Here is a 24,262-nt window from a genome sequence, read left to right on the forward strand (position 1 = left end):
TATCGTTACGGGACCGGGGCGCCGTTCGGCTTGAGCAGGCACCGCGGGCGCCCACGACAACGCCGGACGCCGCCAGGGGGGACGCCGCCAGGGGGGACGCCGCCGGGGGACGCCGCCACGGGATTGCCCCGCCACGGGACGCCGCCGCCAAACGATGCCGCCATCACGCTCTACCGCTGCCCGCGGACCGCCTCCGGCCGGAACCGCACCCCGGCGCGGGCCAGGCCGCCGCCCAGCGCCACCGGCGTGCCATCGGCCCGCCAGCAGGACGCGCCTTCCATCGTGCCATCCGGATGGAAGCGAAGCGCGCTCATGCCGCCCGCGACATTGCCGACGCGCAGCACGTCATGGCCCATCGCCGCCAGGCCGGCGGCCACGTCTTCCGCAATGCCGCCTTCCAGTTCCAGCCCGTAGCCCTGGGTCCAGACGCGCGGGGCCTCCACCGCCTCCTGCACCGACATGCCGTGGTCGATCAGGTTGGACAGTGCCTGCATCACGGACGGGAAGATGCGCAGCCCGCCCGGCAGGCCCAGCGCGTAGACCGGCTTGGCGTCCCTCAGCACGATGACCGGCGCCATGGAAGAGGTCACGCGCTTGCCGGGCTGGACCGACGACGCCTTGCCCGGCCGGGGATCGAACACGAACATGTAGTTGTTCGGGATCATGCCGGTGCCGGGCACCATGTAGCGGGCACCGAACAGGCTGTTGATGGTCTGTGTGCTGGCGACGACGTTTCCGTAGGCGTCGGCAACGGTGATGTGGGTGGTATAGGCAGAGCCCTCGGGCGCCACTTCCGCGGACCAGGCCTGGGCGCGCGACGGATCGATCGCGGCCCGCCGCCGCGCCGCATAATCCTTCGACAGCAGCGCCTCCACCGGCACTTTTATGAAGGCAGGATCGGCCGTGGCCGCGGCCCGGTCGGCAAACGCGATCTTCAGCACCTCGGCCAGCAGGTGCACCGTCTCCACGGTGCCGAATCCCAGGCCGCCGATATCGAACCCTTCCAGAATGTTCAGCATCTGGATGATATGCAGCGGGCCGGAAGTCGGCGGCGGCGGTCCGACGATCTCATGCCCGCGATAGGTGCCGCGCACCGGCTCCCGCGTCACCGTGCGGTAGCCCGACAGGTCGGCCCGGGTGATGTAGCCGCCGGTCCGTTCCATGTGATCCGCGTAAAGCCGGCCGAGCGAACCGGTGTAAAGCAGCGCCGGGCCGTCCCGGGCGACGCTGCGCAACGTCTCGGCGTACTCGCCGGTCACCAGGCGCGCGCCAGCCGCAATCGGTGCGCCCCCGGGCAGGTAGAGCTTCGCGATCGCGGCATCGCGCGCCATGTCGGCGGCGCAGTCGGAGACGCATTCATGCAGATACGGCGTCACCCGGAACCCGCGGGAGGCATGGCGGATCGCCGGCTCCATCACGTCGGCGCGGGAGAAGGTGCCGAACCGGTCCAGCGCCTCGCACCAGCCCATCAGGTTGCCGGGCACGGCGACAGCGGTCGGACCGACGGCGTTCCTGCGGCCGACCGTGTCCATCACGCCCGGCGGGGCGGTCGGGTCGGGGGTGTAGGTCGTCGGGCCGGTCGCGGCGGGCGCCGTGCTCTGGCCGTCGATCACGGTATGGGTGCCATCGGCCAGGCGGATATGCGCCATGCCGCCGCCCAGGATGCCGACCATCATCGGCTCCACCACCGTCAGCGCGAACAGCGCCGCCACCGCCGCGTCGACGGCGTTGCCGCCGGCCGCCAGCATCTCGGCCCCCGCCGCCGAGGCCAGCGGGTGGTTGGTGATCACCATGCCGCGCCGTCCGGTGGCGGGGTGCTTTTCGCAGGTGAAGGCGCTGGGCGAGCGCGCGCGCCAGGACGTATCCGCGCTCATGCCGCGATCCCTTCCACCGGTTCCGGCGGCGCTCGGCCGCGGATCATGTCGGACGCCTTCTCGGCGATCATCATCGTCGCGCTGTAGGTGTTCGCCGAGGGCATGTTCGGCATGATGGAGGCATCCACGACGCGCAGCCCCCGCAGCCCGTGCACACGCAGCGTATCGTCCACCACCGCGGTCTTGTCGGTTGCCGGCCCCATCCGCGCGGTGCCGATCAGGTGATAGGCGGTGGACCCGAACCGCCGCGCGTAGTCCAGCCATTCGTCGTCGGAGCGGACGTCCCGCGCGGGCAACTCATCGCGGTCGAAGAACCGTTCCAGCGCCCTGGTGTGCAGCAGGCTCCGCGCCAGCCGCATGCCCTTCACCAGCACGCGCTGGTCCATCGGGTCGGTCAGGTAGTTCGGCTGGATGACCGGATCCTCAAACGGGTCGGTCGAGCGGGCGCGCACATGGCCGATGCTCTCCGGCCGGTGCTGCCAGACGCCGCATGTCATGCCGGGATAGTCGTCCAGCAGGCCGACAAAGCCCTGCTTGTAGCTGGCCGGGCTGAACACGCCTTGCAGGTCCGGCTGACGCATCGTGTCCTCGGTCCGCCAGAACCAGTGCACGATGCTGGGGCACAGGGCCAGGATGTTCGGCTTGCCGGCCATCCAGCGGGCGATCTGGCCGGCCAGGCCGATGCCGTGCGACATCTCATTGATCGTTTTGATATTTTTAACGCGCGCGACGATACGGGTGGAATAGTGGTCGCGGAAATTCTCCCCCACCGGCAGGTCGGCGAGGACCGGCACGCCAAGCTGCCGCAACAGCCAGGCCGGGCCGACGCCGGAGATCTGCAGCAGCTTCGCCGTGTTGGCGGTACCGGAGGAGACGATGACCTCCTTTTTGGCGAAGACGCGGGCGCGGCTCCCGCGGTCCCGGTCGTTGACGTATTCGACGCCCACCGCGCGCGTGCCGTCGAACAGGATCTTCGCGGCCCGAGCGCCGGTGCGCACATCCAGCCGGCCGGTGGCCTTGGCGGGGTGCAGGAAGACCCGCGCCGCCGAATGCCGGAAGCCGCGGTTGATCGCCCGCTGGAAGTAGCCGACCCCCGCCTGGGCGTCGCCGCTGTTGTAGTCAGCGCAGCGCGGAATCCCCAGCTCCTGCGCACCGGCGATGAACGCCTCGTTCACCGGATGAATCCAGTCATTGTCGGTAACCGGCAAGCTGCCGTGACGGCCATGAATCCGGTCGTCGGCGATGCCGATCCGGCGTTCCGTGCGCTTGAAATAGGGCAGGATGTCGACATAGCCCCAGCCGCGATTGCCGCGCTGCGCCCAATGGTCGAAGTCCTCGCGCTGGCCGCGGTTGTAGACCATGCCGTTGATGGAGCTGGAGCCGCCCAGCGTGCGTCCTTGCGTGGTGGGAATGCGGCGTCCGCCGATGCCGGCACCCGGCTCGGTCTGGAACTGCCAGGTGTAGGTGGGATTGAACAGCATCTTGATGAAGCCGGCCGGGATATGGATGAACGGATGCCGGTCCGGCGGCCCGCATTCCAGGACGCAGACGGTGGTGCCCGGATCCTCGGTCAGACGCCTGCACAATACTGATCCGGCGGCGCCGCTGCCGACGATCACATAGTCGAACGAATCCCCATCCGCCTGCATCAGGTCCCCGCCTTTGGTCACACCGGTTCATCACATGCCGGTTCATTCCGTCCGGCGGCGTTTGCCCGCCGGCTGCTTTCATACTAGGCTTGGCCAGGAAAGCAGTCCAAGCCAGGGCGGAGACGCGCAATGGAATATGTCTGCGACGCACCCGACAACCTGACCTGGTTCCGCCTGGTGAGCGAGGGCGAGGCCGCGGCCGAGTCCGCGGATATGCGTCACGCGGTGGAAAAGCATTTCCGGCGGGAACGGGAACGGGCGGCGGAGAGCTTCCAGCCCTCGGCGGCGGTGACGTTCATCGAGCAGGACATCAACAAGGAAGCCTACATCAAGCGGGCGATGCCGCTGTTCCTGACCTTGCGGGATGAGAATGGCGCGGCGCTGGTAACCGCCATGCTGCCACCCGGCGGCCAGGGTGGCGGCGGCTGCATCATCGTCGGTCCCGGCAACGCCGATCCCTACCCCGATTACGCGGCGGCGATCGCCGCCCTGGGCAGGCATTTCGGCCTGACACTCGACCGTGCGAGCTGTTATCCGTATCGTCGATGAGCATAAATCAAGAAAGGACCCATCCATGGCCGTCACATTGGAAAAACTTGCCGCGGATTGCCGCGCCGCGCTGAAGGCGCAGCCGGGCACGCCGGGCCGGGAGAGGGTGCGCGACCTGGTGAAGCAGGCGCTGGCGGATCCGGATTTCGTCGCCGCGAACATCCCCGAGGGGACGCCGGAACGGAAGGTCCTGTATGAGGATCCCGAGTTGGGCTTCACCATCCTGGCGCATGGCTATGTCGGCGCGAAGGGCAGCGCGCCGCACGATCACGGCCCGTCCTGGGCGATCTATGGCCAGGCTTCGGGCGAGACGATCATGACCGACTGGAAATGCATCGCCCGCCCGACCGAGGGCTCGCCCGGCAAATGCACGCGCATCCGCGATTACGTCATGAAGCCAGGCGATGCGTATCTGTACGACGTGGGCATCCTGCACTCGCCGGAGCGCAAGACGGATACAAGGCTGCTGCGGATCGAGGGCATCAACATGTCCAAGGTGAAGCGCTTCCCGTACCAGGCGATGGAAGCCGCGCAGGCAGCCCAGTAGGGCAGGATCGTGACCCGGCGAGCCGCCGGGTCACGCCCGGGTCACGCATCGCGGAAAAAGCTTTGGAAAAGGCTTTTCGTCACCAGTGTTCTATTCCTCGGTCTTCGGCATATAGCCCGTCAGCTCCGGCCTGTATTCGAAGTGCATCGTATCGAAATGCGACCAGCGGCCGCCCCAGATGAAGCCGTGCCTCTCGAAGATCGTGACGATTTCAGACGGAATGCGGTTCTCATAGCCCGCGCCGCGCCGCCATAGCCAGTAGTCCGAATATTTTGTATTGATATCGATAGCGGCGCCCCAGCCATGCATGCTGGCCTGCCCGGTATCCGCGACGCCACGACACTTGTATGTGCCGCCGATCGGCCAGAGATAGCGGGCGAAGTCGGGGGGCAGGTCATCCAGGTCCCGCGACACGGCAGCCAGCGCGCGGTCGACGCCGTTCACCGAGGTGATGCTGACCGTCTTCCCCAGCGTCTTCGGCAGCCAGGGCACATGCACCAGCTTCGGCGCCACCTCGCCCGCGTGACAATCGCCATACATTTTGTCGAAGAAGACCTTGTTTCGTACCCGTCCCGGATCACCGACCGGCACGGTGCCGACCGGCGTACCCGCCGGATAGGTTTCCCGCATCTGGTCCTCGATCGAGCCATGGCGGAGCACTGCTTCCTCGGACTTGTCCGGCTGCCCGTCACCGACCGGCATCCGGGTTCCGTCCCGCCAGATCAGCGACGATCCATCGAACCCGGCCAACCTGTCGGGATAGGCCCGCACCAGGTCCTGGACCGAGGCCGCCCGCACGGTGGGAGCGAATGCCAGTGTGGCCAGGACAGCCAGAATCCGCCTCATGCCAGGACCACACGGTCGCCGACCGCACGCCGCAGCGCCACGATCCCCGTTTCCGCGTGGCGGGACGGATGCACGCGGTTGGTCAGCAGCGACCAGGCAACGCCACGGGCAAAGTCGATCCAGACGCCGGTGCCGGTGAACCCGGTGTGCCCGATCGTTTCAGCGGAGCACGCGTCGCCGCCGGGCCAGCCATCGTATTTCGCCTCCCAGCCCAGGCATCGCGTGGCCGATTGGCGGACCCGCACCTCCGGCGTGGCGCCACGCAGCAAGGCCAGGGCGTGGTCCAGCACCCCGTCGATCGTGCCGAACAGCCCGGCATGGCCCGCGGCACCGCCCAGCGCATGGGCGTTTTCGTCATGCACCTCTCCGCGCATGACGCGACCGCGCCAGGTGCAGCGTTCGGTGGCCGCCGTCTCGGCCGGGTCGGGACGCCAGGTAAAGCCGTCCGGCACATGCTGTTCCAGCAAGGGCACGCCGGTCAGCCGCTCGATGGCGATGCCCAGCAGCATGAAGTTAATGTCGGAATAGACCGGCGGTCCCGCCCGCCATTCGCGCTGCAGGATGAAGGCGCGCAGCGTCAGCGGATCCTGGCCATAGGTGTATAGCGGTTCGACCGCCGGCAGATGGGTCTGATGGCTCAGGCACCCCCGAAATGTCAGCCGCCGCTCCGCCGCGCCGGCCTTGTCGTATTGCCGCAAATCCGGGATGGCGGCCGCCAGCGTGTCATCCAGGGCAATCCGTCCCTGCTCCACCAGGCGCAGGATGGCCGGCGTGGTGAACAGTACCTTGGTCAGCGACGCCAGGTCGAACCAGGTGCCCCGGTGCAGCGCCTCCACCTTCGGCTCCCGCTGCGCCAGACCGATCGCCCGCACCGCGCGGTCTCCGTCCGTCGTCACCACGCCCAGAACGGCGCCGGGAATCTGTGACGCAACCGCCTCACTGACGGGATCAAAAGCGGCGTTCAGGCGATCATCGGCGGTCACGGACAAGCCCTGTCTGGCAACATTGCGGCATTGACCGATATACAGCCGTCCGCGCCCCATACCAGCGCGTCAATTGCTCGATCGGGTTCCCATGCCGCGCTGCCTGACTGCCGCCTTCGCCGCCCTTGTCCCGATCCTTCTTCTGGCGGCCTGCGGCACGCATCAGGGTGAGCCCGGCGCCGAACAGACGACACCCGCCAGCCCCCAGGGCTATTATGCAGAGAGTGGGCATCAACCCCCCTTCTCCCGCCAGCCATATGAGCCATTTCGGCGCGTCGAAGCCGTCGCGGTCGCCATGCAGGAATGGCAGCTCTTCGGCAAGCCGGTCTTCGACGATCCCCCCGATACCCGGATCCCGCCGGGCCCGCTGGACAACCCGGCGCGCCAGCCCGGCCACTGGGAGCGCATCGGCGAATATTGGTGGCTGGGGCAGAACAGTAGCCGGCGAGAGGCGGGCTGGACCGGCATGCATGACGAGTATGGCCGCGAGTTCGATGACCAGCGCGAAGACTATTACGCCTGGTCCGCCGCCTTCATCAGCTACGTGATGCGCACGGCCGGCGCCGGCGCGCGGTTTCCCTACGCCCCCTCCCACTACGTCTATATCAATGCCGCCACGGACATGACGCTTGGCCGCACCACGGGCTGGGCCATCTACGCCGAGAGGCCGGAGGATTATGCACCACAGATTGGCGACCTGATCTGCAGTTCCCGCACGCGGCGGGCGATGCGATACCAGCAGCTTCCCGCCCGGCCGTTTCCAGGCCATTGCGACATCGTCGTGGCGACGGCACCGGGACAGATCAGCGTGATCGGCGGCAACGTCGCCAATGCCGTGACCATGAAGCACGTGCCGGTCACCCCCGACGGCAAGTTGGCCACGCCGGATGGGGAGGTCCTGGACACCCGCTACCCGTGGTTCGTGGTGATCCGGGTGGCGTACGACCAATAGGCGGGCGGCCGCGACGGGCGGTTGGCTTCAAGCCGGCGTGATCTCCGCTTAGACTGCCTGCCAGCATGCACGGGAGGCATCGATCCATGAAAGTCGGCCTGTTTCTGAACACACAGTTCCCCGAGGGCACGGATGTCGCCGCGCGGGTGCCGGAGATGGTGACGCAGGTGAAGGCCGCTCGGGAAGCCGGGTTCAGCTCGCTGTGGTTTCCCCATCACTGGCTGACCTGGCCAATGCAGATGCTGGCGATCACGCCGGTGATGGCCTATGTCGCCGCGCACGCGCAGGGCATGACCATCGGTCCCAACATCCTGATCCTGCCGCCGCAGAACCCGATGCACGTCGCCGAGGAGTCCGCCACGCTGGATGTGCTGACCGGCGGCAACTACGTGCTGGGCCTGGGCCTTGGCTACCGTGAACCGGAGTTCGACGCGTTCGGCATTCCGCTGTCCGAGCGGGCGCCGCGCTTCAATGAGGGCATCGGCCTGATGAAGCGCCTGTGGACCGAGGACAAGGTGACCCACAAGGGCCGTTTCTACAGCGTGACGGATGCCGGGCTGAGCGTGAAGCCGATCCGCGCCGGCGGTCCGCCGCTGTATATCGCCGGGCAGGCCGACGTCTCGGTCCGCCGCGCCGCCCGGATCGGCGACGCCTGGCTGATCGTCAACAGCAGCGGGCTGTCGAAGACCGAGCCGCTGATGAAGACGTACCGCGCCGCGCTGGCGGGGTACGGGCGCACGGATGCGGTGACCGACTTCCCGATCACGGTGGAGTGCTATGTGGGGGAAAACAACGCCACCGCGCATGAGGAATGCCGCGTTCCGCTGCAATACAAATACGACGCCTATGCGTCCTGGGGGCTGGAGGGCCGGCGCAGCGTGTCGGAGATCCCGTTCACCGAGTTCGCGCGCGACAAGTTCATCATCGGCGACAAGGTGGCGGTGAAGGAGGAGATCGCGCGGTACCGGGAACTGCTGGGCGTCAACCATTTCATCATGCGCTGCCAATGGCCGGGCCTGCCGGTGGAGCGGACGCTGGCGTCGATCCGGCGGTTGGGGGAGATTTTTGGGTAGCGGCGACCGCCGCTACGTCCTTCCCCAAGCGTCCCGGTATCCGACTCCCTTGGCGGACCGGCGCCATGGCAGGATGGTTGCGGGCCGGCGCGGATCGGCAGAACCGTGAAACCGCCTACCCCCCCGCCAGCTTCTGCTGCAGCACCTGGTTGACCAGCGCCGGGTTCCCCTTCCCCGCCATCGCCTTCATCGTCTGCCCGACGAAGAACCCGAACAACTTGTCCTTGCCGGCGCGGTATTCCGCAACCTTGTCTGCGTTCGCCGCCAGGATCGCGTCCACCGCCGCATCGATCGCACCGGTATCGGTCACCTGCCGCAACCCGCGCTCATCGACGATCGGGGCGGCATCCTGGCCGGTTTCCAGCATCGCCTCGAACACCTCCTTGGCGATCTTGCCGTTGATGGTCCTGTCGGCCATCAGGTCCAGCAGGCCGCCAAGCTGGGCGGCGCTGACCGGCGGGTCCTCGATGGACCGCCCCAGCCGGTTCAGCGCGGCGAAGAAATCCCCCATGATCCAGTTGGCGGCGATCTTCGCATCGCGGCCCTTGGCCACGGTCTCATAGAAATCCGCCGTCGCCTTCTCGGCCACCAGCACCGAGGCGTCGTAGCGCGACAGCCCATAATCCGACATGAACCGGTTTCGTTTCGCATCCGGCAGTTCAGGCAGGGAGGCCTTCAGCCGCGCGACCCAGTCCTCCTCCAGCACCAGCGGCAGCAGGTCCGGGTCGGGGAAGTAACGATAATCGTGCGCGTCCTCCTTGGACCGCATCGGCCGCGTGACCCCACGGCCGCTGTCGAACAGCCGTGTCTCCTGCTCCACCGTGCCGCCGGCTTCCCAGACCTCGACCTGGCGCGCCGCCTCCGCCTCGATCGCCTGCATGACGAAGCGGATGGAGTTGACGTTCTTCACCTCGCAGCGTGTGCGATACGGCTCCCCCTGCCTGCGGACGGAGACATTCACGTCGGCACGCATGGAGCCTTCCTCCATGTTGCCGTCACAGGTGCCCAGGTAGCGCAGGATCGACCGCAGCTTCCGCAGATAGGCGCCGGCTTCCTCGGGCGAGCGGATATCCGGCTCCGACACGATCTCCATCAGCGCCACGCCAGCCCGGTTCAAGTCGATCAGCGACTTGGTCGGATGCTGGTCATGGATCGACTTGCCGGCATCCTGCTCCAGGTGCAGGCGGGTGACGCCGATCGCCTTGGTGGACCCGTCGGACAGTTCCACCTCGATGCAGCCGGCCCCGACGATCGGGTGCTCATACTGGCTGATCTGGTAGCCCGCGGGCAGGTCGGCGTAGAAGTAGTTCTTCCGGTCGAACCGGCTGACCATGTTGATATGCGCATTCAGGCCCAGGCCGGTACGCACCGCCTGCGCCACGCATTCGCGGTTCACCACCGGCAGCATGCCCGGGAAGGCCGCATCGACGAAGCTGACCTGGCTGTTCGGCTCCGCCCCGAAGGCGGTGGCGGCGCCGCTGAACAGCTTGGCGTTGCTGATCACCTGCGCGTGGACCTCGAGGCCGACCACGACCTCCCACAAGCCGGTGCTGCCTTGAATGGCGTATGACATCGTTTTCGACAATTCCGACAATGCTGCGTCAGCGATGGATGTAGCCCCGGTCATGCCGGGTCGCAACCAAGTGGACGGGTGGATAGACAATATGATATAGATGCGGCTACAAATAGGTGTAGATCATGCCCTTCCATGTCCGCGACGAAACCACCGACACGGCCGTGCGCCGCCTCGCGCGCCTGACCGGCAAAACGTTGACGGACACGATCCGCGACGCGGTGGAGCGTGAATACGCCGTGCTGCGAGCCCAGCCGCCACTGATCGAGCGGCTGCGCGCGATCCAGGCGGATTTCGCCGCCCTGAAGCGCCCAGGCGGCCAGCCGGCGGACAAGGCATTTCGCGACGATCTGTGGGCGGAGCGCTGATGTTCATCGATGCCTCCGCGATCGTGGGCATCATCGCGGCCGAGGCGGACGCGGCCAGCCTGGCCGGCCGGCTTGCCCATGGCCGGACCGTGCTGACCTCGGCGGTCGCGGTGACCGAAGCCAGCCTGGCGCTCGCGCGCATCGCCAACGCACCGCCACGGGACACCTTTGTGCTGGTGGAACGCTTCCTGACGGAGGTCGGCGCCCAGGTCATGCCGATCGACGCGACAACAGGCCGCCTGGCGATCCAGGCTTTTTCGACATTCGGAAAGGGCCGCCACCGAGCGGCGCTCAACCTGGGCGACTGCTTCGCCTATGCGTGCGCGCGGCAGGCGGAGGTGCCGCTGCTATGCAAGGGCGACGATTTTCCCCTTACCGACATTGAACTGGCCTGAACGCCGGCCGTCGGATCAACGTGGAACGGACTTTCGCCTGGCTCGGCCGCTGCCGGCGCCTCGCCAAAGACTGGGAAGCCAGCATCGAAGCATCAGAGACGTGGTTGCTCGTCGCCCTTATCCGCCGCATGATCCGCGGGATCGCGAGAACCCGAAACGATCGGTTCGAATTCCGAGTCAGACGCTTACCCTTGACCGGTGCAGGACGTTTTCGCCCCCGACCTTACGCCAGTCGCTCACCCACCCGCCCGAACCGCCGGCAGCGCGTCGAACCCCGCCGCCGCCTCCACCGCCGCCGACACCGCGAACACCGTTTCTTCATCGAACGGTTTTCCGATGATCTGCAGCCCCAGCGGCAGCCCGTTCGCATCCAGCCCGGCCGGCACCGAGGCCGCCGGCACGCCCGCCAGGTTCGCCGGCACGGTGAACACGTCGTTCAGATACATCTTGATCGGATCGTCCATGTTCTCACCCTGCGCGAACGCCGCCGAGGGCGCCGTCGGCGTCAGCAGCGCATCCACCCTGGCGAAGGCATCGGTGAAATCCCGCAGGATCAACTGCCGGATCTTCTGGGCGCGAATGTAGTACGCGTCGTAATAACCGGCCGACAGCACATAGGTGCCGATCAGCACCCGCCGCCGCACCTCCGGCCCGAAGCCGGCCGCGCGGGTCCGCTCATACAGGTCGCGCAGGTCACCGCCATCCTCGCGCATGCCGAACCGCACGCCGTCGTACCGCGCCAGGTTGGAGGACGCCTCGGCCGGCGCGACGATGTAATAGGTGCCAAGCCCGTATTTCGTGTGCGGCAGCGACACGTCGACGATCTCGGCCCCGGCAGCGCGCAGCCAATCCAGGCCCTGCCGCCACAGCGCCTCGATCTCCGCCGGCATGCCGTCGGACCGGTATTCCTTCGGCACGCCGATCCGCAACCCCTTCACGCCGCGCGCGCAGGCCGCCTCGAAATCCGGCACGGGGACACGGGCGCTGGTGGAATCCTTCGGGTCATGCCCGGCCATGGCGCGCAGCAGGATCGCGCTGTCCCGCACCGTGCGCGCGAACGGACCCGGATGGTCCAGGGAGGACGCGAACGCCACCACCCCCCAGCGGGAGCAGCGGCCATAGGTCGGCTTCACCCCCACCAGCCCGCAGAACGACGCCGGCTGCCGGATCGACCCGCCGGTATCCGTCCCGGTCGCCCCCATGGCGAGGCGCGCGGCGACCGAGGCGGCGGACCCGCCCGACGAGCCGCCCGGCACCAGCACGGCGGTATTGTCCTGCCGCCGCTTCCACGGGTTCTCCACCGGTCCGTAGGCCGAGGTCATGTTGGAGGAGCCCATCGCGAACTCATCCATGTTGGCCTTGCCCAGGAACACCGCCCCGTCGCGCAGCAGGTTCGCCGTCACGGTGCTTTCATAGGGCGGCACGAATGGCCCCAGAATCCTGCTGCCGGCCGTGGTGCGCACGCCCTGGGTGCAGAACAGGTCCTTGATCGCCAGCGGGATGCCGGTGAGGTCCGCCCCCTGCCCCGCCGCCAGCCGCGCGTCGGCGGCCTTGGCCTGGTCCAGCGCCTGGCTGTGGCTGACGGTGATGAAGGCGTTCAGCCGCGGGTTCAGCGCCTCGATCGCGCGCAAGTGCGCCATCGTCAGGTCGACGGCGGAGAATTCCCCGGCGCGCAACCCGTCACGGGCGGCGGCGATGGTCAGATCGGTCAGGCTCATTCGACGACTTTCGGCACGGCATAGAAGGCGCCGATCCGCTCCGGCGCGTTGGACAGCACCTGGTCCGGGTAGCCGCCATCGGTGACGACATCCTCCCGCATCGCCTGCGCCATGTTCGTGGCGCCGGCCAGCGGCTGGACGTCGGTCACATCCACCTCATTCAACTGCTCGATCCAGCCGAGGATGCCGTTCAGTTCGTTGCGCAGCCCCTCAATCTCGTGCTCCTCGACCCGGATGCGGGCGAGCGTGGCGATGCGGCGGACGGTCGCGTGATCGAGCGACATGGCGGCGGATTTCCCTGGTCCGGTGAAGGCGCGGGACCATACCGGCGCCCCCGCCGGGGTTCAACCGGGTAGAGCACGGTCGCCCAGGTCGGCGGTCAGAAGCGGTCAGGATCAGAAGCCGTGATCGTTTACCCGTCAAAAGGCCAGCAGACCCTCCCGCCGAAGCGCCGCCACGATCGCATCAGCCCTGTCCAGGCCGGTCTGAAAGACCAGCTTTTCGATCTCCGGATCGTGCTGCCCGGCATAGAAGCGGGCAATCCTGCCACGCATGACATCCGCCGCCGCCACGGCGGTGCGTCCGCCCACGGCCTGCTGTGCCAGCAGCACCACGGCCAGCGCCGCGCCCCCCGCCAGCACCGCGCCGGGCCATCGGTCCGTCCGCGGATGATCGGCGAGCCAGCGCAGCCCCAGCGCCAGCAGCCCCACATGCAGCGGCGTCACCAGCACCGTGTAGCGCACCGGCAGTTCGATCCCGGCGGCGAATTGCGACCGGCCCAACGCGGCAAGCGCGGCGCCGCCAAGAGAAAACATGATCAGGCCGACGGCAATCCGCTCCAGCCGGGTGATCGCCGGGCCTAGCAGGCCGAAACGGACGATGGCGGCGATGGCGGCCAGCAATAGAACCAGGCCGAGTGCCTCTCCGAACAGGCGCAGCGCCGGCACACGGGACAGCGGCAGCCCCAGATAGGCGAGGAGATAGCCCAGTTGCCTCCCCAGCCGCGCCGACGCCGACAGGCCGGTGGCCACTCCGCCGGGCGACAGCACCAGCCCGTGCAGATAGGCCACCCCATACACACCCCCTGTCACGACGATCGCCACCAGCCATCCCGTGCCCGCTCGGCACCGCCATGCCGACCACAGCAGCACCGGCCAGGCCAGCAGGCCGACGGCGTTGGCCAGGCCGGCCGCCGCCGCCAGAAGGATGGCGGCGATGCCCCTTCCGGTGGGTAGCGGCCCTGCCTCGGCCGGCCCGCCAATGGCCACGCAGGCGCCGACGACACAGAGCAGGGTCAACGGATAGACGGTGTTCACCGGCACGCTGCAGTCCACCGCGTTGGCCGCCGTCAGCACCAGCATCGGGCACAGCCAGACCAGCGCCGAGACCGGTCCCGCCGAGGGCAATCCGCGGCGGAATTCCCGCGTCAGCAGCAGCGCCACGCCGGCCAGGGACAGCGTGCCGGCGGCTATGAAAACCCAGCCGGTACTGCGGAACAGCGACGCGTCCATCGCCGTCAGCAGCTTCATCCAGACCAGTCGGTGCTCCTGGAAGAAGCCGAGGTAATACGCCGCCCAGGCTCCGCTGTGCCGCGCGGTCCGATAGGCGTCGAGCCATTGCAGCATGTCCTCGAACGGCGCGTTGATCCGGGTCCGCCAGAGGATCATCAGGAAGCCGCCCCCCTGCACCACGGCCAGCGTGATCAGCAGCCAGCCCAGCGCGGCGATACGACGCGCCGGGCGAGCGGCGGAATGCGGATCCATGTCTGAAAAAGCCTCTGTGCTGGCGCCTTGCTGGACCGCGCCTGGCGATGGCGGCCCATCGCGATTGGCCGAATGGGACTGATCCACGCGACGGAGCACGTGACTCGCGCTTCTCCGCGACCGGAACCTGGACCATAACGGCGCCCATGCCCGTGTTCAATGTGAAGGACCTGCTTGCTGCCATGCCGCCGAACGGCCGCGTGATCGGCATCGACCCGGGGGCGAAAACGATCGGCCTGGCGCTGTCCGACGTGCGCCGCCGCCTTGCCACGCCCTATGCCAGCCTGAAACGGCGCAAACTGTCCGAAACCGCCGCCGAGATCGGACAGATCGCGCTGCGGGAAGGCGCGTTCGGCCTGATCGTCGGCCTGCCTCTCTCCATGGACGGCACCGCCGGGCCGGCGGCGCAGGCTGCCCGCGACTGGACGCACGCGCTGTCCGCGGCCCTGGGCCTGCCGGCCGCGCTGTGGGATGAGCGCCTGTCCAGCGCCGCGGTCAACCGCATGCTGGTCAAGGAAGCCGATCTGTCCCGCGCCAAGCGCGCCGCCACGGTCGACCGGGCGGCGGCGGCCTGGATGTTGCAGTCAGCTCTGGACGCGGCCCTGGACGCGGCCCTGGACGCGGCGCAGGACGCGGCGGCGGAGGGCACGGCGGCGCAGGACGCGGACGGCCTGTAAGCGATCGTCCCTGTAAGCGATCGTCCCTGTAAGCGATCGCCCCTGTCAGCGATCGCCTGGGCAAGCCAGCCCTTCCCGGACTCCAAGCGCGCATCCCGTCCTTGCCGAGCAACGGCCCGGCACCCATGCGTTCAAGACGGAAACCCCGCCCGGAAACCGCCTTCCTGGCAACCGCCTTCCTGGCAACGGTGTGGATGACGGACCTTGCGCCGGCCATCGCAGGAGGCCCGATCGCCCGAGCCGGCGGTCAGAAGGCGCCAGGGGCCCCGAACCAGAGGGTCTCAAACCAGAGGGTCTCGAACCAGAGGGTCTCGAACCAGAGGGTCCCACCGGCATCACACCACCCGGAAATTCCGGAACTGCCACGGATCGGCCATGTCGACATCCTCTGGAAACAGCCGGCCGCGGTCCAGCAGCGGGGTCCAGTCGGTATAGGCGCCGACCATGTCGCCCAGATACGGCTCCGCCACGGCCAGCACACGCTCATGGTCCAGATGGTCAGCCTCGACCAGGCCGGCGCTGGGATTCTCGATCGCCCATACCAGGCCGCCCAGCACCGCGGCGGTCACCTGCAGGCTGGTGGCGTTGTTGTGCGGCGCCAGCGCCCGTGCCTGCTCGATGGACAGGACCGAACCGTACCAGTACGCCCCCTTCGCGTGCCCCATCAGCAGCACGCCAAGCTCATCCACGCCGGATCGGATTTCATCCATCATCAGGCGCTGCCTCGGCTGCTGCCGCCAGTTCAAGCCGGCGAGCTCGTGCACCGACAGCACCGCGTCGTCGCAGGGATGATAGGCGTAGTGCACGGTCGGCCGGTATGCGACCGACCCGTTCTCGACGACGGAATAGTAGTCCGCGATCGAAATGGATTCGTTGTGCGTGATCAGGAAGCCATGGATCGGCCCGGCCTTCGGCGTCCAGGTGCGCACACGGGTCGAGGCGCCCGGCCGCATCAGGTAGATCGCCGCGCCGCAGCCGAAATCATGCCGGAACCCGTCTTCGGGCAGCCGGGCTTCATGGCTGCCCCAGCCCAGCTCCGCCGGCTGGCAGCCCTCGCCCACGAAGCCGTCGATCGACCAGGTGTTGACAAACTCGCCTTGCTGTTTCGCCACCGACGCAATCTGGGTGTCGCGCTCGGCGATATGGATCACCCTGACGCCCAGCGTGCGCGCCAGCCGTGCCCAGCCGGCGCGGTCCGCCGGCGCCGGCGCCGACGTCCCCACGCCGGTATCGCGCGCGATATTCAGCAGTGCCCGCTTGACGAAATGCGATACCAGGCCGGGATTGGCGCCATGCGTCAGCACCGCGGTCGGGCCCATGCCCCTGGTCCCGTCCCTGGTCGTGTCCCTGGTCGTGTCCTCCTGCGCGCCCGCCCTCTTGGCGCCCGCCCTCTTGGTCAGCGCCAGCGCGCTTTCCCGCAGCGCGTAGTTCGAGCGCAGCGACGGCGTCAGCGACGGATCGGTATAGCCGCCGGCCCAGGGCTCGATGCAGGTATCCAGATATAGCGCCCCGGCCTCCTGGCAGAACCCGATCAGCGCGACCGAGGACACGTCGACGCTCAGGTTCAGCAGGAAATCGCCCGGCCCGACCAGCGGCGCCAGAACCTCCCGGAAGTCGCGCCGTGTCAGCGGCCGTACCGCGAACGGGATGCCATGGGACGCCGCCACCTCACGGCCCCGCTCATCGCCGGACACGATGCGGATGCGATCCCTCGGCATGTCGACATGCCGCAGGATCAGGGGCAGCACGCCCTGGCCGATGGAACCGAATCCCAGCATGACCAGGCGGCCGGAGAAGGCGACGCGCTTCATGGCGGCAAGACCTTTCGTGAAAAAGCAGACAGGCACGCTGTGCGGTAAGAGGGCGCATGACCGGCCGCCGGTGAGCCGCCATCATGGCCGCGCCGTGGCCGGCCATACGTGACGTTTCAGCGACAGCACCAGGCGCCTCGGGTGCCGGGCCGCCCCGGCCGTTGCCGAGGAAACGATCTACGCGGCGACCCGCGCCGGCGCGGCGCCCGGCGGCACATCCTCGACCTCGACGATCCGCGCGCGGTCGAAGCCGTTGAACGCGGTGCGCAGGCAACCGCCATAGGCACCCAGCCGGCCGATCTCGATCCAGTCGCCCTCGGCCATATCGGCCGGCAGCAGGAACGGGCCGCGCATCACATCGGCCGAATCGCAGGTCGGGCCGAAGAAGGAGAATGCCACCAGGTCCGCCGATGCGGGCCTCGCCACGGCCGGCCCCTCCGGCCGGATCAGCCGCGCCGGATAGCGGAAGCCCAGCGCGCCGGCATCCGACAAGGAGCCATACACGCCGTCATTGATATACAGCGCGTCGTCCCGCCGAGCCTGTACCTGCACCACCACGGACACGCCGCCGGCGACCAGCGCGCGGCCTGGCTCCGCCCATAGCCGCGCCTTCGGCAGGCCCAACTGCTCGAACCCGGCCTCGATCTCGGCGATGAAGGCGCCCAGCGGCGGCGCTTCCTGGTCCGGGTAATCGACCGGGAAGCCGCCGCCGACATCGATCACGTCGATCGCGACGCCGGCGGCGCGGATCACGTCCCCGGTGCGCGCCAGCGCCGCGCGCCAGGCCAGCGGGTCCAGGCATTGGGAGCCGACATGGAAGGACACGCCCAGCATCGCGGCGTCGGCCCGCGCGTCACGCAGCAGCGCCACCGCGTCGTCGAACGCCGCGCCGAATTTTCCCGACAGGTCCAGCCGAGCGTCGCCCTTGGGCAAGGCGATGCGGACGACGATGCCGGGACGGCCAGGTACGCCGGTGGCGGCGATCTCGCTCCGCAGCTTCGCCAGTTCCGCCGCGCTGTCGACGACGAAGTCGCGCACGCCGTGCCGTTCCCAGGCCTCGCGGATCGCGCCACGCGCCTTGACCGGGTGCATGAAATGGATCGCCGCGTCGGGGAACATGTCGCGCACCAGCCGCACCTCGGCCAGGGAGGCGCAGTCGAAATGCGTCACGCCGCCATCCGCCAGCGCGCGCAGCACCGCCGGATCGGGGTTGCACTTCACCGCATACAGCACATCGCCGGGAAACGCCTCGACGAAGGCGCGCGCGGTCTCGGCCAGCACGGCGGGACGCAGGCAATGCACCGGCTCCTCCGGCCGCGCCTCGGCCACGACCTCATCGACGGTCGGGCGGCGCATCGGAAAGACGGAGACGGAACGGCGGAGAGGCGTAACGGCGGAACGGGTACGGACCACAACAGCGGACATCGCGGCAATCCTCGATTACCAGAGCGGGCACGCGCGAACGCGCCCGGAATGAAACGGGGACGGACCGGCTCCGAGAGCGGATGGCGTCTCGGCGGCGGCTAAACGATGCGGGTGGTACTTCGCATCGCGGACGAGCGGACGGACATAGCCGTTTCCCTAACGACCCCGGCCCACGGTTGACCGGGACAATCGAAAAGGACGCGTTTACGTCGTTGCTGTGCCCGACAAGGGCTCTCGGCACGTGCGATGCGTCAGCGTCCCCGTCGCCGGAGACACGCTGCGCATATAGGGCCCCGGGTCCCGGAATCGGTATGCGTTTTCAGATGATGCCCCGACCCCTGTCGCATGGCTCGCCTATCGGCCTGGTCCCTGTCGCCTGGCGCGCACCGCCTGCAGCGCCAGATACTCCCAGACCATGGTCGCTGCCGCCAGCGCGGTGATTTCCGATACGTCGTAGGCGGGCGCGACCTCCACCATGTCCATACCGATGAAGGACACGCCGTCCAGGCGCCGCAGGATCGCCTGCGCCTGCCAGGACGCGAGGCCGCCGACCTCCGGCGTGCCGGTGCCGGGGGCAAAGGCCGGGTCCAGCGCGTCGATGTCGAAGCTCAGATAGGCCGGCGCGTCGCCGACACAGTCGGTGATCCGCCGCGCGATCGCGGCGGGGCCGGCGGCGTGGACATCCTGCGCCGACACCACCGCCACGCCCTGCGCCAGGGTCCAGTCCATCACCTCGTTCTGCACCGGGGACCGGATGCCGATCTGGATCATCCGTGCCGGCTCGACCAGCCCTTCACGGATCGCGTGATAGAAGGGCGAACCATGCGCATAGGCCTGGCCAAAATTATCCGGCCACGTATCGACATGGGCGTCGAAATGCACCAGCGCGACCTTGCGGCCCAGCCGCGCGGTCAGCGCGCGCAGCAGCGGCAGGGTCACGCCATGCTCGCCGCCCAGCGCGATCAGGTGCGACAGCGGCTCCGCCTGGCGCGCGATCGCACCCAGGCTGCCCGGTATATCGCCCAACGCCAGGGTAAAATCGCCGATATCGGCGATCGGCATGGCATCGGGCGCCACGCGATGCACCGGATGCTCGCCATCGGTCAGCATCCGGCTGGCCCGCCGGATCGCGGCCGGTCCCTCCCGCGTGCCGGCGCGGTTGGTCGTGCCGATATCCATCGGGATGCCGGCGATCACGAAGTCGGATGTCGGATCGGTCCGCGCGATGCCGAGGAAGCTCGGCGAAACCGCGAATGTCGGCACGGCGGCCATGGTCGTCTCCAATGACGGGTGGCGGCGTCGAACGCCGATCGCTCTACGCGCGGACCGGGCCGGGCAGCTCAGGGACCGCCTGCGAGGCGCGCCAGCGTTCCAGAAGACGTCCACCCTCGGTTGGGAATTGCTCCTCCAGCATCGTCGATGACACGACGCGGTCAACCCGGAAATGCCGAAAATCGGCGCGCAACTCGCACCACGCGGCGATCAGGGTCACGTCGACATAGTAGGCAAGCGCGACCGGCCAGATCGTGCGTTTGCTGGAATCCCCGGCCCCGTTCCGATAGGCGATCCGCATCTTCCGGCTGTCATGGATTGCCAGCCGGACGTCCGCCAAACTGATCCCCCGCGGCCGTGCCGCGTCGCCGGCCGAGACGAACATGGCCGGATTCGCGACGCGCGGCCTGAGCTGATCCGGTAGAATGGCGGTTATCTTCGAAAGGACGCTCTCGGCCGCGATGTCCAGAGTCGGATCGCGCAGGCGCTGCACCATCCGGACGCCGACGGAGATCGCATCGAGCTCACCGGGCGTGAACATCACCGGCGGCAGCTCGAAACCCCGCCGCAATACGTAACCGATGCCCGCCGCGCCCTCGATCGGCACCCGGCTGGCCTGCAGGGCCGCGATGTCCCGATAGATGGTCCGCACGGTGACCTCCAGCCGCGCCGCCAACTGGGCCGCGGTCATCGGCGACCTGGCCGTCCTGAGTGTCTGGATGACGTCGAACAACCGATCGGCTCGGCGCATGCGGCAAATCCGGCATGATGGGCGCGGCCGACACTACTGACACAACGCTGTCAGCAGCAACCGCCTATACCGCCATGACGGCACGAAGAGGCGGCCGGTTTGCAGGAGGCGAGCAGATGGCGACAGTGCGTATCGACCCGGACACCGTTGCATGGACATCCGCCGTGCCGTTCTACGGCCCGGGCGCCGTCCATGACGGCGTCGACCTGATCCAGCTGAAGATCCTGTCGGACCGCAGGCGGGAGGGCGGCGGCATCACCTGGATTGTCCGCTTCCAGCCGCCACCGGGGAAGCTCATCAAGGTCGTTGCGAAGGCGTTGTCGGACGAGCACGTCTTCAACCTTGCCGGCGGCCGCGGCACCAAGTCCGGGACGCCCGCCAGGTCATCCGGCGCCTACAGCCTGAACACGGAAGGCCAGCCGCATAGCGCGATGATCGCGCAAGAAACGGAATCCCTCATCATCTACACCGGTGAGCCGGATCAGGTACTGTCTGTCGATCTGTGCGACATCGCCTAATCGGCGGACGTAACCGGAGGATGTGCCCCCAAGGGACGGCATCAGGGACGGCATCAGGGACGCCTTCGGGAGACGTGATCGGGGGGTGTGGCCCGAGAGATGTGGCCGGCCGGGGGGATGTGGCCGGCCGGGGGGATGTGGCCGGGGAACCTGACCGGGACGTGATCGGCGGTCCGGGTCAGGGATTCCCCCGCAGCCCCAGCCGTTCCAGGCGGGGCACCACCTCCTGCACGAAATACGGGATCTCCTTCAGGTAATCGACGAAGGCAACGGTGCAGCCGGCCAGGCCGGTGGCGCTCATGCGCGCCATCTCCTCGGCGATGTCGTCGGGTGAGCCGACGAACGGAAAGGCCCCCGGATAACCGCCGGCGTAACGACGCCCGGTTCCACGCGTGAACCGGTTCTCGAACGGGCGGGCGATGGCCGCGCCGGCCTCGCCTTGCACCGTCGCGCCGCGGTTGCGGCGGTAATAGTCCTGGCCTTCCACGTCGGCCATCTCCTCGGCGAAATAATGGAAATAGTCTTCCGCTTCCGCCCGGGTCGGGCGGCAGACGACATGGCCCATGGTGAAGACCCGAATCGAGCGGTCGTGGCGTGCCATGTGCCGGTCCACATCCGCCAGCAGGCCCGGCACCTGATCCAGTTCCGTCACGTTCAGGAACAGCACATCGGCGGCCCTGGCGGCGAAATCCCGCCCGCGCGGAGAAAATCCCGCCGACATGACCGGCGGGCGCGGCCGCTGCACCGACACGGGATCGGTCTTCAGGTTGCGCAGCCGCTTGAAGAAGCGGCCGTCCCAATCAAACTCCGGTCCGCCCTCCAGCAGTTTCGACCAGATCTGAAACCATTCCAGCCCATGGTCGTAGCGGGTGTGCTGGTCGATGGTCACGCCATGCAGGTCGAACTCGGCCTGGTTCCAGCCGCAAACGATGTTCAGCCCGGCCCGGCCATGCGTCACGTGGTCGATCGTCGCGATCGCCTTGGCGCCAAACGCCGGGGTCACCAGCGGCACGTGCACGGTGGAGAAGATCGCGATCCGCTTCGTCACCGCGCCCAGTGCCGCGCCATGCGTCAGCGTCTCGAACGACCGGCCATAGATGTTCGCCTTGCCCTGGTAGCCGCGCCATTTCGCCACCGGCAGGATGAACTCCAGCCCCGCGTCGTCGGCGATGCGGGTCATGGCGACGATGTCGTCCCAGTTCGCCTTCCACCGCTCTGGCGCCAGGCTCATGGTCAGGCCGCCGTCACAGTTGGCGCTGAAGATGCCCAGCTTGAAACGGTTGGCGTTGAACAGCGGGTTGGCTGGCGGCGGTTCCATGACGTCGACTATAGCCCGAGCCGCGGCATGCGCCACGTCCGGCCGGCGCGGACGCAGGACCTGCCCCGCCCCGCCCTGACATGACATGACAGGGGCCGCCTCGGGCGGTCGGTGCCAATCGCCGCCAGTATTGCGCGGCCCAGTATTGCGCGGCAATGCCAAGAGCCGGTTGCCATCGGTGAAATAAAACGGTGATGCATACAAATAAAATACCGGACCGCGACGTTCGTGTGCTGTACTGCATGTGTATGGCAGTTGTCAGGTCACGATGATGGGCGGCCGATTCATCGGACGCGCAGCTTCGGACGCACACCATATTGATTTCACAATTTATTTCGATACGTTTCTGCACCAGTAGCAGCGGCGCTCGAGGCAATCAACTTCCGTTGTACTCTCTTCCAATTCAGGCCCGTTTAACCTTTCTTTAAGTCTTCCCCGCTAAGGGTGCCCATGATGATCTGGTGATATGATGGAGGTGTTCCTGATTGCCTATCTGCTGGCGGCCCTGGGCGTTGCGGTGTTCCTGCTCCTGGGGCGGCGAACGTCTGGCAACCGGCGGCAGGCCTCCTGGCCGAGCCCGCTGGATGCGCCCAAGTTGGGATCGTTGGACATGACATCTCCCACCGAGGTCGGAACCGCGATCGCCGTCGCCCTGGATCGCCTGCGTCCGACACTGGAAGAGCACGGCAGCCGCATCGACGTCGCGGTGCGGCCCGGGCTGATGGCACGCATACCGGGCCATGAACTGGCCAATGCCGTGCAGGACACGCTGGCCGAGATGCTGGAGCGTCCCAATCACCGCATGCTGCTGAGTGCCATACAGCAGGGTGGTCAGATTGCGATTACCCTGGCCGATGATGTGCCCGGTCCCGACGCCGCGCCGCTGCACGCCGCCCTGTTGCCGCTCGCCAGCCGGATCGCCCTGCGCGGCGGCGCGCTGAGCGTGGGCACGGCCGGGGGTCAGGGCGCCACCGTGACGATCCGCCTCGCCGCCATGCCGCGGGGACAAGCCGCTCCCGCCGGCACCGAACTGGCCCACCCGATGTCCCCCCAGCGGCCGGACGTCGCGCGGGCCGTGTAGGACACGATCACCCAAGGACGTTTACCCGGGGAGGTTGCCCAGAGCGATCATCCTCCGCGTTCATCCTCCGGCCGCCGTTCTCACGTCAGATACCGGTTGCAGACACCGCTTGTCGGGTCCCTGTCGCGCCGATATCCGCCGGAAACCCTGCACGGCCGGCCGTGGCATTTCAGCTACGGTAGGAGCCGTTGATATCGATGTATCCGTGCGTCAGGTCACAGGTCCAGACCGTGGCCTTGCCGCGCCCCAGCCCGAGATCGATGGCGATCTCCACCTCCTGGCCCTTCATGTGCTCGACCACCGGCGCCTCGTCATAGCCGGGTATCACACCGCCATCCTTGGCCATCCACACACCGCCCACGCCGATCGACAGCTTGTCCCGGTCCGCCGGCTCGCCCGCCTTGCCCACCGCCATGACGATGCGGCCCCAGTTGGCGTCCTCGCCGGCGATGGCCGTCTTCACCAGCGGCGAATTCGCCACCGTCATCGCGATACGCTTGGCGGACTTCGCGGTCACCGCGCCGGTGACGTCGATCTTCACCAGCTTCTGCGCGCCCTCCCCGTCCCGGATCACCTGCAGCGCCAGGTCCAGCAGCACCTCGTTCAGCGCCCTGGCGAAGTCGGCCAGCATGCGGTTGCGCGCCGCGCTGCCATCGGCGGCGGGAATGCGCGGGTGCCTGGCCTGGCCGGTCGCGACCAGCAGCACCGTGTCCGACGTCGAGGTGTCGGAATCCACCGTGGTGCAGTTGAAGCTGGCATCGACTCCCTTGCGCAGCATCGTCTGCAGCGCATCGGCCGGGATCTTCGCGTCGGTGAAGATGAAGCACAGCATCGTCGCCATGTCGGGCGCGATCATCCCGCTGCCCTTGGCGATGCCGGAGATCCGCACCGTCGCATCGCCGATCTGTGCGGTCCGTGTCGCCGCCTTCGGGAACGTGTCCGTGGTCATGATGCCCCGAGCGGCGGCGTCCCAGCCGTCCTCGCTCAGGCCGTCCTTCAGGGCCGGCAGGGCGGCGACCAGCTTCTCGTGCGGCAGCACCTCCCCGATCACGCCGGTCGAGGCGACGAACACCTGCTTTGCCGGGCAATCCGCCAGCTTGGCCGCCGCCGCCGCCGTCG

General features: G+C 68.0%; 23 protein-coding genes and 1 pseudogene. 10 read left to right on the top strand and 14 right to left on the bottom strand.

Going from position 1 to position 24,262, the window contains the following annotated elements:
- Positions 1-170: 170 nt before the first annotated feature.
- A complete protein-coding gene (gene ggt, locus VHC04_RS17900) occupies positions 171-1,874 on the bottom strand; it encodes a gamma-glutamyltransferase (RefSeq protein WP_325683791.1) in 1,704 nt (567 codons plus the stop codon).
- A complete protein-coding gene (locus tag VHC04_RS17905) occupies positions 1,871-3,544 on the bottom strand; it encodes a GMC family oxidoreductase (RefSeq protein ID WP_325683795.1) in 1,674 nt (557 codons plus the stop codon). The genes ggt and VHC04_RS17905 overlap by 4 nt, the downstream gene beginning before the upstream one ends.
- A gap of 108 nt (positions 3,545-3,652) precedes the next feature.
- Between VHC04_RS17905 and VHC04_RS17910 the strand changes: the two genes are divergently transcribed.
- Both VHC04_RS17910 and VHC04_RS17915 read left to right on the top strand, forming a co-directional pair.
- Entirely contained in the window at positions 3,653-4,072 is a 420-nt protein-coding gene (locus VHC04_RS17910) for a hypothetical protein (RefSeq protein ID WP_325683797.1), read from the top strand.
- A 25-nt stretch (positions 4,073-4,097) separates the two neighbouring features.
- On the top strand, positions 4,098-4,619 hold the full coding sequence (locus tag VHC04_RS17915; RefSeq protein WP_325683799.1) for a hypothetical protein: 522 nt from the start codon (positions 4,098-4,100) through the stop codon (positions 4,617-4,619).
- 90 nt (positions 4,620-4,709) lie between these two features.
- On the opposite strand, the gene VHC04_RS17920 is transcribed toward VHC04_RS17915, so the two are convergent.
- Positions 4,710-5,465 carry a M15 family metallopeptidase gene (locus VHC04_RS17920; protein WP_325683800.1) on the bottom strand — a complete coding sequence of 252 codons (756 nt, stop codon included), beginning with the start codon at positions 5,463-5,465 and terminating at the stop codon, positions 4,710-4,712.
- Positions 5,462-6,448, bottom strand: a complete 987-nt coding sequence (locus tag VHC04_RS17925; protein WP_325683802.1) for a serine hydrolase domain-containing protein — start codon at positions 6,446-6,448, stop codon at positions 5,462-5,464. The genes VHC04_RS17920 and VHC04_RS17925 overlap by 4 nt, the downstream gene beginning before the upstream one ends.
- 91 nt (positions 6,449-6,539) lie before the next feature.
- Between VHC04_RS17925 and VHC04_RS17930 the strand changes: the two genes are divergently transcribed.
- A complete protein-coding gene (locus tag VHC04_RS17930; RefSeq protein WP_325683804.1) occupies positions 6,540-7,400 on the top strand; it encodes a DUF2272 domain-containing protein in 861 nt (286 codons plus the stop codon).
- Positions 7,401-7,486: 86 nt separating this feature from the next.
- Positions 7,487-8,473, top strand: a complete 987-nt coding sequence (locus VHC04_RS17935; protein WP_325683806.1) for an LLM class flavin-dependent oxidoreductase — start codon at positions 7,487-7,489, stop codon at positions 8,471-8,473.
- A 115-nt stretch (positions 8,474-8,588) separates the two neighbouring features.
- Here VHC04_RS17935 and gatB read toward each other — a convergent pair whose 3' ends face one another.
- Positions 8,589-10,046, bottom strand: coding sequence for an Asp-tRNA(Asn)/Glu-tRNA(Gln) amidotransferase subunit GatB (gene gatB / locus VHC04_RS17940; RefSeq protein ID WP_325683808.1), 1,458 nt, complete (start codon positions 10,044-10,046; stop codon positions 8,589-8,591).
- A 125-nt stretch (positions 10,047-10,171) separates the two neighbouring features.
- Between gatB and VHC04_RS17945 the strand changes: the two genes are divergently transcribed.
- The 3 genes and pseudogenes from VHC04_RS17945 to VHC04_RS17955 all read left to right on the top strand — a co-directional run.
- Positions 10,172-10,414 carry a type II toxin-antitoxin system VapB family antitoxin gene (locus VHC04_RS17945; protein ID WP_325683810.1) on the top strand — a complete coding sequence of 81 codons (243 nt, stop codon included), beginning with the start codon at positions 10,172-10,174 and terminating at the stop codon, positions 10,412-10,414.
- Positions 10,414-10,809 (top strand): type II toxin-antitoxin system VapC family toxin, encoded by a 396-nt coding sequence (locus VHC04_RS17950; protein WP_325683812.1) that lies wholly within the window; start codon positions 10,414-10,416, stop codon positions 10,807-10,809. The genes VHC04_RS17945 and VHC04_RS17950 overlap by 1 nt, the downstream gene beginning before the upstream one ends.
- A gap of 8 nt (positions 10,810-10,817) precedes the next feature.
- A pseudogene (locus tag VHC04_RS17955) lies at positions 10,818-10,958 on the top strand (IS5/IS1182 family transposase); the annotation flags it as partial.
- Between the two features lie 87 nt (positions 10,959-11,045).
- On the opposite strand, the gene gatA reads toward VHC04_RS17955, so the two are convergent.
- The 3 genes from gatA to VHC04_RS17970 form a co-directional block, all read right to left on the bottom strand.
- A complete protein-coding gene (gatA, locus tag VHC04_RS17960) occupies positions 11,046-12,527 on the bottom strand; it encodes an Asp-tRNA(Asn)/Glu-tRNA(Gln) amidotransferase subunit GatA (protein WP_325683814.1) in 1,482 nt (493 codons plus the stop codon).
- Positions 12,524-12,811: an Asp-tRNA(Asn)/Glu-tRNA(Gln) amidotransferase subunit GatC gene (gatC, locus tag VHC04_RS17965; protein ID WP_325683816.1), complete on the bottom strand. Its 288-nt coding sequence runs from the start codon at positions 12,809-12,811 to the stop codon at positions 12,524-12,526. Before gatC ends, gatA begins: the two co-directional genes overlap by 4 nt.
- Positions 12,812-12,946: 135 nt before the next feature.
- Positions 12,947-14,290 carry a hypothetical protein gene (locus VHC04_RS17970; RefSeq protein ID WP_325683818.1) on the bottom strand — a complete coding sequence of 448 codons (1,344 nt, stop codon included), beginning with the start codon at positions 14,288-14,290 and terminating at the stop codon, positions 12,947-12,949.
- A 146-nt stretch (positions 14,291-14,436) separates the two neighbouring features.
- On the opposite strand from VHC04_RS17970, the gene ruvX reads away from it, so the two are divergent.
- The gene (ruvX, locus tag VHC04_RS17975) at positions 14,437-14,967 is read left to right on the top strand and encodes a Holliday junction resolvase RuvX (RefSeq protein ID WP_325683820.1); all 531 of its coding nucleotides are present in this window, start codon (positions 14,437-14,439) and stop codon (positions 14,965-14,967) included.
- Positions 14,968-15,302: 335 nt separating this feature from the next.
- On the opposite strand, the gene VHC04_RS17980 is transcribed toward ruvX, so the two are convergent.
- The 4 genes from VHC04_RS17980 to VHC04_RS17995 form a co-directional block, all read right to left on the bottom strand.
- On the bottom strand, positions 15,303-16,778 hold the full coding sequence (locus tag VHC04_RS17980) for a homospermidine synthase (RefSeq protein ID WP_325683822.1): 1,476 nt from the start codon (positions 16,776-16,778) through the stop codon (positions 15,303-15,305).
- A gap of 177 nt (positions 16,779-16,955) precedes the next feature.
- Positions 16,956-18,203, bottom strand: coding sequence for a type III PLP-dependent enzyme (locus VHC04_RS17985; protein ID WP_325683824.1), 1,248 nt, complete (start codon positions 18,201-18,203; stop codon positions 16,956-16,958).
- A 354-nt stretch (positions 18,204-18,557) separates the two neighbouring features.
- Positions 18,558-19,475 carry an agmatinase gene (speB, locus tag VHC04_RS17990; protein ID WP_325683826.1) on the bottom strand — a complete coding sequence of 306 codons (918 nt, stop codon included), beginning with the start codon at positions 19,473-19,475 and terminating at the stop codon, positions 18,558-18,560.
- A 43-nt stretch (positions 19,476-19,518) separates the two neighbouring features.
- Positions 19,519-20,226 carry a helix-turn-helix transcriptional regulator gene (locus VHC04_RS17995; RefSeq protein ID WP_325683828.1) on the bottom strand — a complete coding sequence of 236 codons (708 nt, stop codon included), beginning with the start codon at positions 20,224-20,226 and terminating at the stop codon, positions 19,519-19,521.
- A 14-nt stretch (positions 20,227-20,240) separates the two neighbouring features.
- On the opposite strand from VHC04_RS17995, the gene VHC04_RS18000 reads away from it, so the two are divergent.
- Positions 20,241-20,744, top strand: coding sequence for a hypothetical protein (locus VHC04_RS18000; RefSeq protein WP_325683830.1), 504 nt, complete (start codon positions 20,241-20,243; stop codon positions 20,742-20,744).
- 178 nt (positions 20,745-20,922) lie between these two features.
- On the opposite strand, the gene VHC04_RS18005 is transcribed toward VHC04_RS18000, so the two are convergent.
- The gene (locus VHC04_RS18005) at positions 20,923-22,149 is read right to left on the bottom strand and encodes an LLM class flavin-dependent oxidoreductase (RefSeq protein WP_325683832.1); all 1,227 of its coding nucleotides are present in this window, start codon (positions 22,147-22,149) and stop codon (positions 20,923-20,925) included.
- A gap of 379 nt (positions 22,150-22,528) precedes the next feature.
- On the opposite strand from VHC04_RS18005, the gene VHC04_RS18010 reads away from it, so the two are divergent.
- The gene (locus VHC04_RS18010; RefSeq protein WP_325683834.1) at positions 22,529-23,143 is read left to right on the top strand and encodes a hypothetical protein; all 615 of its coding nucleotides are present in this window, start codon (positions 22,529-22,531) and stop codon (positions 23,141-23,143) included.
- A 169-nt stretch (positions 23,144-23,312) separates the two neighbouring features.
- Here the strand turns inward: VHC04_RS18010 and argJ are convergent.
- Positions 23,313-24,262: bifunctional glutamate N-acetyltransferase/amino-acid acetyltransferase ArgJ (argJ, locus tag VHC04_RS18015; RefSeq protein ID WP_325683836.1), on the bottom strand; the 950-nt coding region annotated here is incomplete at its 5' end.

This window comes from Rhodopila sp., assembly GCF_035548095.1.
Lineage (GTDB): Bacteria > Pseudomonadota > Alphaproteobacteria > Acetobacterales > Acetobacteraceae > Rhodopila.

What these genes read in the sequence shown, in the direction of transcription:
- VHC04_RS17910 (WP_325683797.1), top strand. Translation starts at nt 3,653, where the DNA reads ATGGAATATGTCTGCGACGCACCCGACAACCTGACCTGGTTCCGCCTG.
- VHC04_RS17935 (WP_325683806.1), top strand. Translation starts at nt 7,487, where the DNA reads ATGAAAGTCGGCCTGTTTCTGAACACACAGTTCCCCGAGGGCACGGAT.
- VHC04_RS17970 (WP_325683818.1), bottom strand. Translation starts at nt 14,290, where the DNA reads ATGGATCCGCATTCCGCCGCTCGCCCGGCGCGTCGTATCGCCGCGCTG.
- VHC04_RS18005 (WP_325683832.1), bottom strand. Translation starts at nt 22,149, where the DNA reads ATGTCATGTCAGGGCGGGGCGGGGCAGGTCCTGCGTCCGCGCCGGCCG.
- VHC04_RS17980 (WP_325683822.1), bottom strand. Translation starts at nt 16,778, where the DNA reads ATGAAGCGCGTCGCCTTCTCCGGCCGCCTGGTCATGCTGGGATTCGGT.
- VHC04_RS17945 (WP_325683810.1), top strand. Translation starts at nt 10,172, where the DNA reads ATGCCCTTCCATGTCCGCGACGAAACCACCGACACGGCCGTGCGCCGC.
- VHC04_RS18000 (WP_325683830.1), top strand. Translation starts at nt 20,241, where the DNA reads ATGATGGGCGCGGCCGACACTACTGACACAACGCTGTCAGCAGCAACC.
- gatA (WP_325683814.1), bottom strand. Translation starts at nt 12,527, where the DNA reads ATGAGCCTGACCGATCTGACCATCGCCGCCGCCCGTGACGGGTTGCGC.
- VHC04_RS17920 (WP_325683800.1), bottom strand. Translation starts at nt 5,465, where the DNA reads ATGAGGCGGATTCTGGCTGTCCTGGCCACACTGGCATTCGCTCCCACC.
- VHC04_RS17985 (WP_325683824.1), bottom strand. Translation starts at nt 18,203, where the DNA reads ATGTCCGCTGTTGTGGTCCGTACCCGTTCCGCCGTTACGCCTCTCCGC.
- ruvX (WP_325683820.1), top strand. Translation starts at nt 14,437, where the DNA reads ATGCCCGTGTTCAATGTGAAGGACCTGCTTGCTGCCATGCCGCCGAAC.
- VHC04_RS17930 (WP_325683804.1), top strand. Translation starts at nt 6,540, where the DNA reads ATGCCGCGCTGCCTGACTGCCGCCTTCGCCGCCCTTGTCCCGATCCTT.
- VHC04_RS18010 (WP_325683834.1), top strand. Translation starts at nt 22,529, where the DNA reads ATGATGGAGGTGTTCCTGATTGCCTATCTGCTGGCGGCCCTGGGCGTT.
- VHC04_RS17915 (WP_325683799.1), top strand. Translation starts at nt 4,098, where the DNA reads ATGGCCGTCACATTGGAAAAACTTGCCGCGGATTGCCGCGCCGCGCTG.
- ggt (WP_325683791.1), bottom strand. Translation starts at nt 1,874, where the DNA reads ATGAGCGCGGATACGTCCTGGCGCGCGCGCTCGCCCAGCGCCTTCACC.
- VHC04_RS17995 (WP_325683828.1), bottom strand. Translation starts at nt 20,226, where the DNA reads ATGCGCCGAGCCGATCGGTTGTTCGACGTCATCCAGACACTCAGGACG.
- VHC04_RS17950 (WP_325683812.1), top strand. Translation starts at nt 10,414, where the DNA reads ATGTTCATCGATGCCTCCGCGATCGTGGGCATCATCGCGGCCGAGGCG.
- speB (WP_325683826.1), bottom strand. Translation starts at nt 19,475, where the DNA reads ATGGCCGCCGTGCCGACATTCGCGGTTTCGCCGAGCTTCCTCGGCATC.
- gatB (WP_325683808.1), bottom strand. Translation starts at nt 10,046, where the DNA reads ATGTCATACGCCATTCAAGGCAGCACCGGCTTGTGGGAGGTCGTGGTC.
- gatC (WP_325683816.1), bottom strand. Translation starts at nt 12,811, where the DNA reads ATGTCGCTCGATCACGCGACCGTCCGCCGCATCGCCACGCTCGCCCGC.